Origin of the sequence: Plectonema radiosum NIES-515, assembly GCF_025753815.1 — a bacterium.
Classification (GTDB): Bacteria; Cyanobacteriota; Cyanobacteriia; order Cyanobacteriales; family Nostocaceae; genus Hassallia; species Hassallia radiosum_A.
The window spans coordinates 1-15,952 of record NZ_JAOWRF010000341.1 but is presented as its reverse complement, the minus strand read 5'-3'; the positions used below and the strand labels follow the sequence as shown (position 1 = coordinate 15,952).

Below are 15,952 nucleotides of genomic sequence, written 5' to 3'. Positions count from 1 at the left end.
GGAGATGTCTAATAGACATCTTTGAAAAACAATGTAGAGACGCGAAATACGAAGTCTCTACAAAGGTAGTAGACAATGCATAGTTCATTTCTGGAGATGTCTAATGGATTCTCCAGTTTTTTGTTGCTCCTTGTCGAAAATATTATCTTCTTTCTTAAGCAACCTGCGGAATGTGGGTTAAAAACACTCTGTGAACTACCTACACGCTCCCTGACGGTACAGTTTCAAATATTCAAAAGCCCGTGACGAGGATTGAACTCGTGACCTCACCCTTACCAAGGGTGTGCTCTACCACTGAGCCACACGGGCAAAATAACTTTGAACATTAGAAGTGTTAATTTCTCAACTATGCTAACGCATAATTAGATCAAAAATCAACACTAATAATTTGTCGAGAGGTGGGCCGAGCTGGATTTGAACCAGCGTAGCTTTCGCAACGGATTTACAGTCCGTCTCCATTAACCACTCGGACATCGACCCATTTGTCCCACGATTTATAACGTTAGCATAAGCTTTTGGAAATGGCAATAGGTTTTGCAAATAAATTTTGGTGATGGGCAATAAGGCACTAATTGTCAGGCATCGCCCGAACAAAACGTACAATCAAGCTAGGTTTACTCGTTGTGAAAAAAAGACGCACAAAGCAGTGAGAAAAGCAAGGCTAGACGAATTCTCAGCGCTCAAGCATCCCAGACACCTGAATGGCTGGAGATTGCTCAGATAGCAAAAACAGGGGACTTTCCCCCTCTTTTTCATAAATTATCTAAACTTTGTAAAACTTCCTCAACCGACTGATATCGCTTTTGAAAGTCAAAAGTCACCATTTTGTCTAAAATATCAGTTAACTCTTGAGAAGTTTCTTGTGCAAGATGTTGCCAAGCAAGTGCTGTTGTCTCTTCTCGTTCGAGGTTTTTAGCAGGTGTTCCAGTTAAAGCTTCAATGCCAATCATTCCAACAGCATAGATATCACTGTTTAATCTGGGATGTCCCATAAACTGCTCAGGTGGTGCATAACCCGCAGTACCCACTGCGATTGTCGGGTTTTCTGCTAGCATCTGAGGCTGAATTTGTTTAACTGCACCAAAGTCAATTAAAACGATTCGTTGATCTTGTTTGCGTCTAATTAAGTTGCTAGGTTTGATATCTCGATGGATGACACCACGATCGTGAACAAACTTCAGTATCTGCAAAACGTCTTTAACGCAACTTACAACTTCAGCCTCTGGAATCAACTTTTTCGGGATGAATTCTTCTTGGAGAGTATCTCCTTCAATATACTCTTGTACTAAATAGAATTCCTTAGACTCTTCAAAATAAGCCATCAACTGGGGAATCTGATTGTGATGACCCAAAATGTCTAAAATTTCAGCTTCAGTTTTAAATAGACGTCTGGCAAGTTCTAAAAATACTTCATCGGTGCGAGCAGGTTGCAAATGCTTCACTACACACATAGGCTTGCCCGGTCGATAAGTATCTTCAGCTAAATAAGTATAACTAAATCCCCCAGAACCAAGCATCTCAGTGACTTTATAACGCTTGTTTAATAGTCTGTCTGGTTGTAAGCTATCATGAAGCCCCGTGCGTATCTGCGTTCGGGAATTTCCTCCTTCCCTTAAAAGTGCTTGCAATAAAGAGATGTTTTCATTTTGGTCTTTAATCTGAAGTGCGATTTTTTCTTTTTCTTGCTTGTTTTGAAATGAGGTATAACCGAGAACACCCACTGTTGCTATAATAAAACCTAACGCTGGGGATGCTAAAGGTATCCATCCTGCATAAGTAAAAGTAACAAAACCGCTAAATAATAGTATTACTAAACCACCGACGCTGAACAGTCCTAAGCGGAGTGGATGCTGAATGCGCCATCCGAGTATACCACCGGCGAAAGTCCATCCCCAGATCCAGAAAATTTCTCCCCATTCAGGTAAAAACCAAAATAGAGGTCGCTTTCCTGAAGCCGCATCGAGAATCTGGCTAACCATATGTGCGTGGATTGCCACTCCAGGCATTTTGCCAGAATCGTCCCGCTTGCCATTACTATAAGGTGTATTACGAATATCTTGGGAACTTGGTGCAGTGGAGCCAATCAAGATCACACGATTTCTGACCGAAATAGGCTGGATGCGATCGCCTAGCACATCTGAAAAACTCACCTGTTGAGCAACCATCATCTGCGATCGGTAGTTTAACAATATTTGAAAGCCACTAGCATCTATCTTTTGATAACCACCTGAGTCAGGTTCTAAACGTTTAAACAACGTTTTCCCTAATTGCATTCCCCCAGAAGTGAATTTTGGTTGAATATTTAAGTACTGAAGTGCCAATTGAAATCCCAAAGAAGCTGGAGTTTGACAATTTGATTTGGCAGAGGGTGTAACTACTAGTAAATTTCGCCGAATCAACCCATCTCCGTCTTCTGGGATATCAGCAAATCCTGCATTCTCGGCTTCTACACCTATCGGTGGTGGTACAGATTCAACATTATTTGCACCCACTGTACAGATAGGAACAATGCGTGAACTATTTTTTATGTGTGTTAAGAACTTCTGATGACCAGGTTCAACTGGTCGATCGCGAAAGAAATCTAAACCGATGACTTTTGGTTGATAGCGCTCTAGTTTGGTTAATACTGTGTCTAAAGTTTCCCCAGTCGGTGATCCCTGGTTTAATTTTTGAATATCCTCTGCGCTAAATCCCACAATCAACAAACGTGGGTCTGGAGCTAGAGGAGTACGTCTTTGCATCATCTGGTCAAAAGCTTGCAGCTCCACCGACTCTAACATTTCCAACCGTTGAGCTCCAACCAGCAACACACCTGTAATTAAGCTAATCACAACTACCGGCTGTGTCAGCAAATTTCTGAAGTTGGTAAGCATAAGCAATTAAAAATAAAAAATAGAAATTTCTGATTTGGTTCTGTTTTTTAAATATGATACCTTCTCAGCAGCCTATAATCATAGTCCGCCTAATCATCGGCTTCCCTTGTATAGCCGAGGTAATCGCGACAACACTCATTTACCTGAATGAAAATTTTGTTAGTAGAGGACGATAACCGCATAGCTGATGCTTTGGTATCAGCCCTCACTGACCAATATTACAGCAGATTGCGTTGTTATGAAATACACGTAGAGACGTAAGCTAGCTACGTCTCTACAGGGTTTTGGGTTTTACGTATGTACCTCATATACCTGAAATTTGCTGTATATCGAATATCTTAGGTCATTCGACGATCTACCAGGAGAAGAAACAGTTAAAGTTCATATTAGAAGTTGACGAAAAAAATTGAAATTAGCTGGTGCGGCTGCTGATGTGATTGAGACAATTTATGGTTTAGGTTATCGACTTCAATAAACTTTTGAAATTTATGTTTCGGACTTGATGCTGACGACTCTTAGTTTCGATAAATCACCCTTAACAGTCAAGTTGGCATTGGTAGTTGCTTTTAAGTAGGTTTGCTAGTTGCTTTGTGATAGTCCATAACCGTCAGAATTAAACTTTGTTTTAGTCCTCCAGAGAAAAATCGCACAATCGAGAAATCTTTCCGAGTTCTTGACGTTTTACATGTATAGTAAAAATAATCTAGAGACCTAGCAGTGCGACATCTCTAGGACTTTTGGATAACACATATTTAATTTCGGGAGATGTCTAATTATTATTATGCTTTCTCAGATTGGGATAAAGTAGTGCTTGACAAATTAAGGGTTTAGTACTTACCCATCAACTTTTCCCATCTCAACTGGATTTTCCAGTTTTTTCTTGTGGTTGATTTACTGAACAATATTAGAATATTTCATTAGCCAAATGAATCAATTAATTGAAAGACCTATTAGTCAGAGGCTACATCTTCATTATTTGGATGGCTTACGAGGAATTGCATCTTTGTATGTAGTATTTGTCCACGTTGAGCCATCTAGAGGAGAAAATTTGCCCAGATTGTGGTCATTATTTGAAAACCTATTGCGTTATGGTGCATTTAGTGTTGTTATTTTTATTGTGCTTTCTGGCTATGTTTTGATGTTGCCAGTAGTCCGTTCTCAAAACGGTCATATATCAGGAAGTTTGATTGATTACATTAAAAGGCGATCGCGTCGAATTTTGCCACCTTACTATGCTGCTCTTTTTTTATCACTGCTCCTTGCTGTGACAATATTTACACTAGAAAAATTTACAGATTTCCAGTGGAACAAAGTTGCTGGAGAGGGTCCATTTTATCCAAATTTTTCCTTTATTGATGTTTTATCCCATCTGCTACTAATTCACAATCTCAGCCACAGCACATATTTAACTATCAACCCACCTATGTGGAGTGTGGCTACGGAATGGCAATTATACTTTTTATTTCCGCTATTATTATTACCTCTTTGGCGGCGCTTCAGTTTATTATCAGTTGTGATAGCCGCCTTTGTAATTGGGATAACACCATTTTATCTCCTAAATGGATTTTCAATGTCATCTAGTTCTTGGTTTATCGGCTTATTTGCCTTGGGGATGGCAGCAGCAGATATTGGATTTTCTCAAAAACCTGAGTTAATCGCAATCAGAAATTCCCTACGGTGGGATTTGCTAGCTATTGTCTTCACTGTTATTACTTTTTTAACTGAGTGGAAACAACTAGGATTAGATATATGGATTGGTCAGAGTTTTTGTGGGTTAGCGGCTGTTTGTCTATTTATTTACTGCACCAAATTGAGAATTGAGAGCAAAGATGTGCCCTATTTTATCAGGTTATTGGAGCATCCTTGGGTGGTTGCACTTGGAGGATTTTCTTATAGTCTGTATCTAATTCACGGACCAGTATTAGTGCTAGTGCGTTACTTTCTTTTTTATCTGCCAATATCCCCATCGATGTTTGCAGCTACGTGCTATTTGGTAGGTGTAGGGATGTCGTTACTAATTGCCTACTGGTTTTATTTAGTTTTTGAGCGACCATTCATGTCCAGTTTCTTAAAAAAGCGCTTTCGTTAAAGATATTGTAGAGACGCGATACAAAGAGCGTCTTTACATACCCAAATAGACATCTCCAGAAAACAATGTAGAGACGCGAAATTTCGCGTCTCTACAAGAAATTTCGCGTCTCTACAAGGGTTGTGGACAGCGCATAGTTCATTTTCACGTCTATGTCTAATGCCCAATAAAAATATTTAACCGAACCGTATTGGGACAACCCTAACGAGCAAATATGCTTTCTTGTACAGCAGATTTCAGGTTTAGGAAGTACATATATAGCGGGTTGCCGGGGGTAATGCAATACAGAACCTCACCCTGGGAGTTCCGGACACCCCTCTCCAAAACATCCGAGAGGGGAAGGGGTGAGGTTTTATGTACCTCACTCAACCAAAAACCGCTATATAAAATCCAAAACCTTGTAGAGACGTAGCACTGCTACGTCTCTAGGTGTATTCGATTAAAGCGATAGGGTGCTGTATATGTTTTAGCTGATTACAGTATGCTTTGTGGTTGACAACCAGATGACATGCCGATGATACTGCCAATGAAAAGCAGGATGCCAAACATCAACAATAAACCGCCGCTGACTTTAATTGCAACATTTCCATCAGGTCGAACTTCTGACCGAGATTTATCGCTATTGATTACAATAAAAATACCAGAGGCAATTACGACAATTGCTCCCACCAAAAATTTATAGCAGTTCATAAATCCTTACTTGTAAAAGAGTTTTTTTCTAAGATTTGACTAATTGAATTACACCACAGGCTTGCCGACCACCGCCGGCTTCATCTGCCGTACCCCCAGCTTTTTTTTGATCGACTAACTTATGTATAATCACCGCGCTACCATCACTATCAAATAAGCTTGTCGGACTATCAGAGAGAGTAAAACTGTTAGAAAAAGTTTCTATTCTCCCCTTACCGACAAAACTAATTTTGATATTTTGTAAATCTCCCAAATGATAGGGATGATTTTTTTCTACAGGAGTTGATGAACCGAATGGACCTGGATCAAAATGTCCGCCGGCAGAGCTAAAAGGCTTTTCTAATTGAGCCTCACAGACACCTTTTTCGTGTATGTGAATGCCATGAAGTCCAGGGGTTATAACTTTCGGATCGCCTTGAAGTTCCACAGCAACCCAGACAAAACCATTTGCGGTTTGCATTGCTTTAAAGGTTCCTGTGATACCAGAACCTGCGATCGCAGCTTTTGCTTGCACGTTTTTACTGACATTTTCTCCAGACGAACTACAAGCTGATATTAATAGTAGCAATATCAAAGCTAGGTGGTAGATGAATTTCATCGATCGTTATGAAAGGTAATTGGGCAATTGTTTAATGGGCATAGGGCATAGGGTAATGGGAATTAAAGAAGTTCAAGAACGCTCATGCGTGAATAAATACCATTCTTTCCATGCCCAATGCCCATTGCCCCATGCCCAATTATCGCTAAAAATCTACGCATCAATTACAACTTTGCCAATAGGGTAAGAAATGCAAGTGAGAATGTAGCCTTCTTGAAGTTCGCTTTCTTCCAAACCTTCGGGTTCACCTTCTAACCTGACTTCTCCTTCTAGTTTGCGTTTCTTGCAGCTACCACAAACTCCAGCACGGCAACTACTGCGAATTTTCACTCCTTCCTGGTCAGCCAAATTTAAGATGGGTTCTTCACCATCACAATCGACTTCTTTGCCTGACTTAGAGAAAACTACAACAGTTTTTCCCGACGAGGTTGACTTGGGCAAGGTGGGAGTTGGTGTCGCTACTGATGCACTTACCACAACGCGATCGCTAACATTTGATTCTGGAACAGTTTCTGTAGACAAATTCCTCATCATATCCATGAAGCCAGCAACGGGGGTGACGTTTTTAGCTGTGCTGCTAGGAACAGTTTGTTGTTTAGGCTCAACAGATTTGGGTTTTTTCTTTGGAGGTCCAAAGCTTTCTTCATAGTAGTTCTGCATGGGGAAGCTGATACTTTCGAGCATTTGTTTGGTGCCTTCCATGAAGGTATCCGGTCCACATACATAAACAGTGCGAATTCGATAATCTGGCGCAACAACTTGCAACATAGCTGCATCAAGTCTGCCAGTTAAACTTAACCAGCTATGACCCGGTTCATTGCGAGTTGTGGAGACTGCTAAATGAAAATTCGGATACCGTCCAGACATCATTTCTAGTTCATAGCGATAAATGATATCACGGGGGCTGCGAGCACAGTGAAAAAAGATAATATCGCAATTAGCGCCAGTATCACATAACCACCGCGACATAGACATCATCGGTGTGATCCCGCTACCTGCGGATATTAGCAAAAGTTTTTGCGATGGATTAGCGAAGCAGGTAAACTTACCCAAAGGTCCACTGAGCTTGATGATACTGCCTGCTGTAACGTTGTCGTGCAACCAGTTAGAAACTAGACCTTTTGGTGTTTCGGGTTCACTACCACCAGGAGGTGGGACGCGTTTGACGGTGATTTCTAAGGTGTGGGGACGTGAGGGAGTTGAGGAAATGGAATAGGAACGCGATACTTCTTCACCATTGATTTCTAAATCAAGGGTGACAAACTGACCTGGTTTGTAAGTGAACAACACCGGAGGATCACACGCAAAGCGAAAGGTTTTCACATCATATGTTTCATCGATAACACTGATGCAGCGGACTGTTAAATCTCCTTTCGTCCAGCGTTGGAGGTCGGTGGGTTCTATCATCCCCACTGGCATATATTCTTGGGGAGCGACGACAACAGCAGGAGTGGGTAAAGGTGCTTCTACTGGTGTAGTCTCAACTTTTGGCTCCGGAACTATTTCTTGATTGTCTGATTGGGGGCTGGTTTTTTGTACCTGTGGTATATCTATTATGGTGTCATCGTTGGAACTCCTTTGTACTGAACTAATTTGTACAATCATCAAGAAATATCTACCGACTTGAATTGAGTCGCCATTCTTGAGTAGATAATCTTGATTGATTTGGGCGTTTTCGCCATTCAACCGCGAACCACAGCTGCTTGCAAGGTCAGCATAATAATAATTTTCATTTTTCTGGGAAATTTTTCCATGCATCCGGCTGACTTCGGTGCCGTCTAAAACTAAATCACAGTTCAACAAGCGTCCAATAAAACATTCATGATTGAGTTTTGTATTTAAGTTTAAATCTACTTCTTGCAGTTGCTCTGGCTTTTTTGGATCTATGACTTTGATTTTAATCACGCCTATTTTCCTCCAAGAATGTTAGTTAAATTGTGCAATAACCCCAATCGCGAATTGATATTACCTTTTACAGTTATTTCCTTAACGTTGCTAAGAGACATGTACAGTCTAACTAAAGACTATTACGGAAAACCAGTACAAATAATATCAGATTTTCTTGAGAGTTTATCAAAAAAATTAGTTCATAGTTAATCTTCTGTTGGCGCTGATTAACTCTAATAAAAACCCTGTAACCATTGTTATAGAGACGTTCCGCCGGAACGTCTCTACAATAGACATCGATCTAATTTAAATATACCTTATCCAGAACCTCTAGAGAGGTAGCACATGCAACGTCTCTACATTCTTTTTCACTTATTGTGTCTAATTATGTGTGATTTTTTTCTTGTGTATCGACATCATGAGTTAATCTTTTTTTACATTAGTAGCGCTCATTTTATGATATGAATTTGGGCGTTGCTGAAGAAAGGATATGAATTTGTTTCACTTCTAGTCGCTTCAGAGGCACTCCTTGTAAGGGTTTAAGATGCTTGATTTTTAAGTTTCATATTTCAATTCAGCAACGCCAGAATTTGATTCGTGGTTGCGCTCAACAACGCAACCACGAATCAAATTAAATTTGCGTCACGGCAGCTATTTGCCCTAAACTTTGCTGAAGGCGAACACTGACCATTTTTAAGACATTCTTTGCCAGTAGCGGGTCTTGTGAAAGTACTGTCTCGAAATCTTTTGCTTTGATAGCTAAAGTCCGAATTTTGACTTCACCTGCAACAACTGTTGTTGCATATTGGCTATAAGTAAACACTTCTAGTTCACCAATAGTTTGCCCAGACGAGATAGTCATACCTTTGCCTGTATTGCCGGAAAGTACTTTTGCCTCACCATCAATTAAAACTATCAGTTCAAGGGCAGGTCTTCCCTCTTTGCAGATTTCTTGTTGAGGATGATAAATGCGTACTTCGCTATTACGTGCTAGTTCAATTAAAGCATTTGCCTTGATATCTTTGAAGAAGCTGCTGTTATAAAGCCATAACAGCTTTTGTAAAGTTCCTACAGATTCGGTGATTGTATTGTGGTGCAAAGATCGCATTTCCCACTGGACGTGGATAACTAAATCATCTCCACCGCTAAAACGAACGAAATCTCCGGATTTCAGTTGTTTTTGTTGGTCGTGAATGTTTTCTTTGCCAATACGTAGACCGTTGCTGCTGCCTAAATCTTTAACGCTGACTCCTTTTTCATCGAGATAGAATATAGCGTGCTGTCGCGAAACACGGTTATCGGGAATAATGATATCGTTCTCTTGTCCCCGTCCAACTTGAATTGTTGACTGCTGGAAAGTCCGCTTTTCTGTGCGTCCCATTGCTCTGACTTGAGCAACTAAAGTTGGTACATTACCAGACCCATTTGCTTGGTGACTTTGACCGAGAATTATTTGTGCTGTTTCTTGCAGGAGCCAATCATTATTTTGCTTGGCATCTAGCAGTCGGCGAGCTTCCCCCAAGGCAACAGAAGGATTAGACTGATGCAAGGCATAAAGACAGGCAGCTTGTACTAAAGGATCTACGTCTTGTATAAGTGCGAACAAAACATCATTAATTGCCTCTGTACTATGCGTGCGTTTACTATCTAAGTGAGTAGGAGCAGAGTTAAAAGAATAAGATTGTGTTTGTTGCTCGGAGTAATTATTGGTGATACCAACTTGTGTTGATGTCGCTAGAGGCTGAGTTAGCTGATCGTGTTGTCGTAATGAAGAGATTATTCTTGGACTCAAACGGTTTTGCCATCTTGACTGCTCATCGTGGAGCATTTCTTCGGTGACATTTGCTGCCAATACACCGACTGAACGACCAATATTAAAAGCTTCCGATGAGTCTCCGAGCAATTCTAAAATGCGGAATAACTGAATGGCAATGAGTTTTTTCTTTTCTTGTACAGCTTGTCGCAGCAAGACATAAACAGGTGCGTGGGGGTTTGGCACTGAGTTATACAGCATTTGACCATGCACAGCTAAATCTTGCAGTTGAGTTAATAAAACTTCCGCTTTCTGTAGAAGTGGACCGTCTTGATTAAACATTTCTGCGAACACTTGCTCGTGTTCGTCTGTTGTAATGGCATATTCTTGTCTTAATGCCATGATTTCTTTTTGCCTGCGTGCGATCGCATCAAGTAAGGGTGTACCGCTTTCGAGCAGTTGCTGAATTAGCGACTCTGATGCACGTCGATAGCCTTCGATCCGCAATTGGGTTTCTCGACTGCGTTGTTTTTGCGGTTCTAGAAGGGTGTAATCTTCAACTCCCAGTTCTCCTAAAACTGCGTAATGTTCTTCATCCGTTACGTTCAGTTCTTTCCGCATATCTTTGAGAACTTCCAAACTGTCTGCGGAACTATTTACTTTTCCTTCTTCTAAGGCTTCACGCAAAACTCCTTTATAAACTTGTACTCGATCTGCACGCTTAAAATCAGGTAGTACTTTTGCCAGAACGTACACTTCATCGGGAATTAAATCTTGCAGGGAACGTCCTTCAAGTAGCTTTGACCAATCTACTGCTAGCTTGTTCAGTTGACGGCGCAAATTACTTGCTAGACTTTCGCGAGAATAACGCTCTCGGCTGCGAGTCAAGCTGCGATATAGCCACAAGGTGCTGAGGATGACGACAATACCGTTCAATCCCAGGATAGCCCAACCTGGCAGTAAGCTGATATTCGGGCGTCCGCCAAACATAAAGAAGACGTTGAAGGAGACAAATACACACAAGACAAACATGACGTGTAGTATTTGTTCTTCATTTAAATGTTTGTTTTTAGAATGCAGATAAGCTCTATAGGCTTTTTCTAAGCCTACACTGATGAAATAGCTGGCGATCGCAAAAATTGCCAATGTCAAAGGTGCTGCAATTACCTTGGGAATGGGAATTGCTTGATTAAACAGGTAAAATCCTGGATTGAAGAGTGTGCGTAATTGCCCTTCTTCATGAGTCCATGTCCCAGAGTAATAGTAGTCCCAGTTGCCAGCGTAGAGAAAGTAGAACCAATAAAATCCGAACATCAGACCAAAGTAACTGTAGAAAAGTATCTTTTGGTCTGGTTTGGTGATTCCTTCCCAGTATGAACGCTCTGCGTCAATGTCTATACAAGGAGATTGACAACTTACACAAGCACTTTTTTCTTGCCCAGAACTATCCACAGTCCGACAAGTTGACTGGGTGATGCTTTGGGGTGGTTTGTCGTGAGCATCGGTTCCGAATAAGCCCCGTGGACCTGTGTAAAACATTTGGACAGGTGCCATTGGGCAAAAATACTGACACCAGCTTCTTCCTTTGTAGAGAAAGCCGATTGTAATGGCTGAAATGATGGTAAATAGCAGAAAAATCGCCATTGCTGTGCGATCGCCATTCACAAAAAGGATGCGAATGTTCAAACCCAAGTAAAATAAACCTAATTGCAGATATAGATAATTGCGTCCCAGCCAAGACTCTTTCTCTACTCCTGCCTGTTCATACCGAACGTTACCTGTGTCTGGGTTAACGACTTTGCGCTTGCGTTGAATTCCTAAAGCACGGGGAATTTGCGAGAAGAAATATAATGGACAAATCCGTCGCCAAAATTCGTGACCAAACACTAGCAATACCAGGATTCCTATCGGCAGAACCATTGCCCAAAATATCCGTCCTCCCATACCATATGGCTGCTGGGGTACACACACACCCTGAATTTTGACGCAACTTGAGGGATCGAGGTATTTTTCTGGGTGGAGATGAAAAGGACTAATGAGATTACTTGGATCTGTGAACGAGAACGAAATGGGATCGTACAATAAAGAGAATATTAACGTCAGCCAGCCTATCGCTAGTAACCACCTGACGAGATGCATTTTTTTTTCTTCAACTTGACTAATCATCTGTTTTAGCTTCTCTATAGCAATACATGAAAAAAAGTCATGATATTGTACAAAAGATGAGTCTTTTTCCCGTCTTTTATGTACAGTAGGCAGAATAATCTACTATTCAGGTGCTTTCCAAAAATGAAAGCAAGAACTGATATAATAATACAGCTTATCTAAAACAAATTTCGTAAATTACTGATTTTTGCAACATTCTATTAATGGTGCGTCCGTAATTGCCCCCAAATTTACAGATAGCATTCTCTAAAATAATTTCAGAAATTACTGATTTTTGCAACATTCTATTAATGGTGCGTCCGTAATTGCCCCCAAATTTACAGATCGCAGCAAATCTTGCCAGTCAGTTTTTAATTCGGTATCATTAGGACGTTGACGCATTAACTGCGCCAGATTTGTCAACGCATCGGTTAAAGAACCAGACAATGCATAGATATTAGCACGCTCCCGCATATCTGAAGACGCTAAATCTCTTTGCAATTTTTCATCAGGTGCTAGCCGAACAATTGAGCCTTGTACAACTAAGTCTCGACTGCGTTCTTTTTGATCGCATACCGCTGAGAAAAACCAACGATAGGTTTTGCCTACTTTGAGTTCTGGAGTTGAATTAGCAGGTATGACGCTGACAATTCCTGATTTTGCTGGAGTTTTAAAAGTTGATTTACTAATTACCTCCTGGTTTTCATCTTGTAAAACTAGTTCTAGTGCTTGAGCATTAGTTTGCGGAACGTAGAAAAATAATTGAGGATAAGCTGCTGTTGTGATTTGAGGATTTTCTAAGGGTGCCAAAGCAATAATTGGTTGATTGCTGGATGTGCAGGAATTTCCTCCCCTAGTTCCTGCTGATACTTGCCTACGTGGTGTATTACTTAACGATGGTGGAGGTGGAGGATTGAATTTTCTACTTCTTGCATTACTTGGATTTATAGTAGCAGCACCGGACTGCTCAACAGACTGTTGATTATTATTACCTAAACTTATTACTGTTTCCTTGTCTGGTAGCTTTTGCGTCCGGGTTCCTGCGGGGATCAATCGTCCTGGTTGCCCGAAGTCGAAGTTAGCAGGTATATATAAAAGATTGCGTCTTGTTTTGCTACCTATAAGGCGATCGCGTCCGATATAACTTTGAATATTATTAATGGCGATCGTCGCATATGTATCCCCAGGTTTTACCTGTAATGCCTGTTGGAAATAATTTAAAGCAGCTAGGTAATTTCTCTGCTTTGTCGCATCATAGCCTTCTAACATATACTTGCTATAGCTGCTTTGGCTAGATTTTGCTTCCATCAGCATGATTGTGGGAACATCTGCTGGCATTTTCATGGAACAGCCAGCAGGCAATACCAAGGCAACAGTTGCGACGACGCTGATATATTTTGTCCAGATTTGGTATTTCACGGCTGATGCGCTAGTAGTCGCGCTACTGATAGTCTGTATTTTACTACAAAACTGGTTTTTGTTATTCCGCAATTACACCTGTCAAAATATCAAGCTGTAATTCTCACACGATTTTTCAGCGTAAGTGTCAATAAGTTCAAGTATTAATAACATTTATTATACCATTTATCTGTAACAATGCACTTAATATCCCAAGCCCAGGGGGTGGGTCTGGTTATACAAACCAAGCCTTCCGGAGCGCAGGGTATAAATTGCCATAAGTCTTAATTTTGCTATTGTTCGTAGTCAGCGATTTATCACTCAACATCAAGGTGAAGTAATATCGATGAAGAGACTTTAATCGCTGGAGAAAATATCTGTCTTTGGAATTTATCACCTTTCCGCCAAAAATGGGGCAAGTACCTAAAGGCTTAATTGTCGCTTTGCACGGTTGGGGTGCAAATGCGGACGATTTAGCGTCTTTATCACCCTTTTTTAATTTGCCAGATTATCAGTTCATTTTTCCCAATGCACCTTTTCCTTTTCCTAATTCCTCTTTTGGTAGAGCGTGGTACGACTTGAGAATGGAAAATATGTATCAGGGTTTGGCAGAAAGTCGGCAAATTCTCATAGATTGGTTGCAAACTTTAGAAAGTAGTACTGGAGTACCATTGACGAGAACAATTTTGAGTGGATTTTCTCAAGGTGGTGCGATGACTTTGGATGTGGGATTAACATTGCCCCTATCAGGTTTAATTTGTATGAGTGGATATTTGCATCCAGGTGTAGGAATCAATGTAGAGAGGCAAAATACGAAGTCTCTACCACCGATTTTAATTACGCATGGTAGACAAGATACCGTGGTGCCATTACAAGCTGCAATCAGGGCTAGAGAAACTCTGGAATCTTTACAACTTGCCGTAGAATATCATGAATTTGATATGGGGCATGAAATTCGTCCAGAAATGTTAGATATATTACGGAATTTTGTGGTCAATCTTTCATAGAAAATCCGAGTAAATGCACATAGATAAAAAACCCTAAGCATTGTGGATTAAAGGTAAGTTTCTGTGGTAGGTGTGTACAATCAACCGGATTTGAAGCGATGTGAAATTACTTGTCGCGATTTGGTTGGGGTTTCAATCCTCATCCAAATCTTCTTCAATACCCAGTCCCTGTTGAAATATGAGTCTTATATTTTGAAATATGAGTCTTATATTTAATTAAGCCTAGCTACTTATTCGGTATAAAAAACCTGAAACTATTTAAGAACTTCAGCGAGAATTTTGTAACTACCGAAAGCCATATAAACTCCTATTAAATAACTTCACTTAGGCTGATATAAAGCCTGACCCGTACTCGCATCAAACACAAATAATTGATGCATATCCAATTCTAAAGTCAAGCGATCGCCTGAACGCAAACGCACATCCGCACCCGCTTGCACATTTACCAAAACCCCCGAAGAACCAACTAAACTACCCCTAATCAAAGTCTCCCTTCCCAAAGGTTCCACCACCTTCACCTCAACCTCCAACTCTCCTAACTCTCCTTCTTGGTGCCCTTGGCGTCTTGGCGGTTCGTTAAGATAAATATGCTCTGGACGTATCCCCAAATCAAAACCTTGCCCTTGCTGCGGCTTTAACAACAGCCTGATATCATCCGCAACAGGCAACAACTGCCCACCCACATCAAAAGCATTATCCTGAAACTTAGAGGGCAAAATATTCATCGGTGGACTACCCAAAAAAGTTGCCACCATCCGATTCGCAGGACGTGCATAAATACTTTGGGGATCGCCAATTTGTTGAATTCGTCCATTATTTAGCACCACAATTTTATCAGCCAAAGTCATCGCTTCAACTTGATCGTGAGTCACATAAATCGTCGTAATTCCCAACTTTTGATGTAGCTGTTTCAACTCAGCCCTAGTATCATCTCGCAGCTGGGCATCTAAATTAGATAAAGGTTCATCAAGTAAAAAAACTTGAGGTTCACGAGCGATCGCTCTACCTAATGCTACCCGTTGTTGCTGTCCTCCTGAAAGCTGTTTTGGTTTGCGATCCAGCAGATGTTCCAGAGAAAGCGATCGCGCTACCGTCAACACTCTATCTTGAATCGTCTTGGGGTCAAATGAACGCATCTGTAACCCAAAAGCGATATTTTGTGCCACCGTCATGTGCGGATATAGCGCGTAATTTTGGAAAACCATCGCTACATCCCGCTGTCTTGCGGGGATATTGTTCACAAGAAAATCGCCTATAAACAATTTACCTGAAGTTGCAGATTCCAAACCAGCGATCGTCCGTAAAATTGTAGACTTACCGCAACCCGATGGTCCGACCAAAACCCAAAATTCACCATCCGGAATTTCAAAGGAAATATCCTCGATAGCGGTGACGTTGTTAAACTTACGTTTAATGTCTTCTAGACGAACATTTGCCATTGTTTGATAAAAGTTTGGAGTTTGGAGTTTGGAGTTTGGGGTTAGGAGTTAGGAGTTAGGAGTTTGGGGTTTG

Annotated in this window: 9 protein-coding genes and 2 tRNA genes; 2 read left to right on the top strand and 9 right to left on the bottom strand. The window is 40.9% G+C overall.

From position 1 onward, the window contains the following. Nucleotides 1–237: 237 nt before the first annotated feature. The 3 genes from OGM63_RS24230 to OGM63_RS24220 form a co-directional block, all read right to left on the bottom strand. Nucleotides 238–309: transfer RNA gene (locus OGM63_RS24230), tRNA-Thr, on the bottom strand. Between the two features lie 90 nt (nt 310–399). Further along, nucleotides 400–480, bottom strand: a tRNA-Tyr gene (locus OGM63_RS24225). A 272-nt stretch (nt 481–752) separates the two neighbouring features. Further along, nucleotides 753–2,873: a CHASE2 domain-containing serine/threonine-protein kinase gene (locus tag OGM63_RS24220; RefSeq protein ID WP_263748232.1), complete on the bottom strand. Its 2,121-nt coding sequence runs from the start codon at nt 2,871–2,873 to the stop codon at nt 753–755. Between the two features lie 925 nt (nt 2,874–3,798). Here OGM63_RS24220 and OGM63_RS24215 point away from each other — a divergent pair. Beyond that, the gene (locus OGM63_RS24215) at nt 3,799–4,962 is read left to right on the top strand and encodes an acyltransferase family protein (protein ID WP_263748231.1); all 1,164 of its coding nucleotides are present in this window, start codon (nt 3,799–3,801) and stop codon (nt 4,960–4,962) included. Nucleotides 4,963–5,436: 474 nt separating this feature from the next. Here the strand turns inward: OGM63_RS24215 and OGM63_RS24210 are convergent, their stop codons facing one another. The 5 genes from OGM63_RS24210 to OGM63_RS24190 form a co-directional block, all read right to left on the bottom strand. Further along, nucleotides 5,437–5,652, bottom strand: coding sequence for a hypothetical protein (locus OGM63_RS24210; RefSeq protein WP_263748230.1), 216 nt, complete (start codon nt 5,650–5,652; stop codon nt 5,437–5,439). Nucleotides 5,653–5,680: 28 nt separating this feature from the next. Beyond that, complete coding sequence (locus OGM63_RS24205; protein WP_263748229.1) at nt 5,681–6,250, bottom strand: superoxide dismutase family protein; 570 nt, start codon at nt 6,248–6,250, stop codon at nt 5,681–5,683. Between the two features lie 153 nt (nt 6,251–6,403). Next, on the bottom strand, nt 6,404–8,155 hold the full coding sequence (locus OGM63_RS24200; protein ID WP_263748228.1) for an FAD-binding oxidoreductase: 1,752 nt from the start codon (nt 8,153–8,155) through the stop codon (nt 6,404–6,406). Nucleotides 8,156–8,768: 613 nt separating this feature from the next. After that, the gene (locus OGM63_RS24195; RefSeq protein WP_263748227.1) at nt 8,769–12,056 is read right to left on the bottom strand and encodes an FHA domain-containing protein; all 3,288 of its coding nucleotides are present in this window, start codon (nt 12,054–12,056) and stop codon (nt 8,769–8,771) included. 264 nt (nt 12,057–12,320) lie between these two features. Continuing rightward, nucleotides 12,321–13,454, bottom strand: coding sequence for a DUF928 domain-containing protein (locus OGM63_RS24190; RefSeq protein ID WP_263748226.1), 1,134 nt, complete (start codon nt 13,452–13,454; stop codon nt 12,321–12,323). 356 nt (nt 13,455–13,810) lie between these two features. Between OGM63_RS24190 and OGM63_RS24185 the strand changes: the two genes are divergently transcribed. Next, nucleotides 13,811–14,440, top strand: a complete 630-nt coding sequence (locus OGM63_RS24185) for an alpha/beta hydrolase (protein WP_375340520.1) — start codon at nt 13,811–13,813, stop codon at nt 14,438–14,440. Between the two features lie 320 nt (nt 14,441–14,760). Here the strand turns inward: OGM63_RS24185 and OGM63_RS24180 are convergent, their stop codons facing one another. Continuing rightward, nucleotides 14,761–15,879, bottom strand: a complete 1,119-nt coding sequence (locus tag OGM63_RS24180; RefSeq protein WP_263748223.1) for an ABC transporter ATP-binding protein — start codon at nt 15,877–15,879, stop codon at nt 14,761–14,763. Nucleotides 15,880–15,952: the final 73 nt, after the last annotated feature.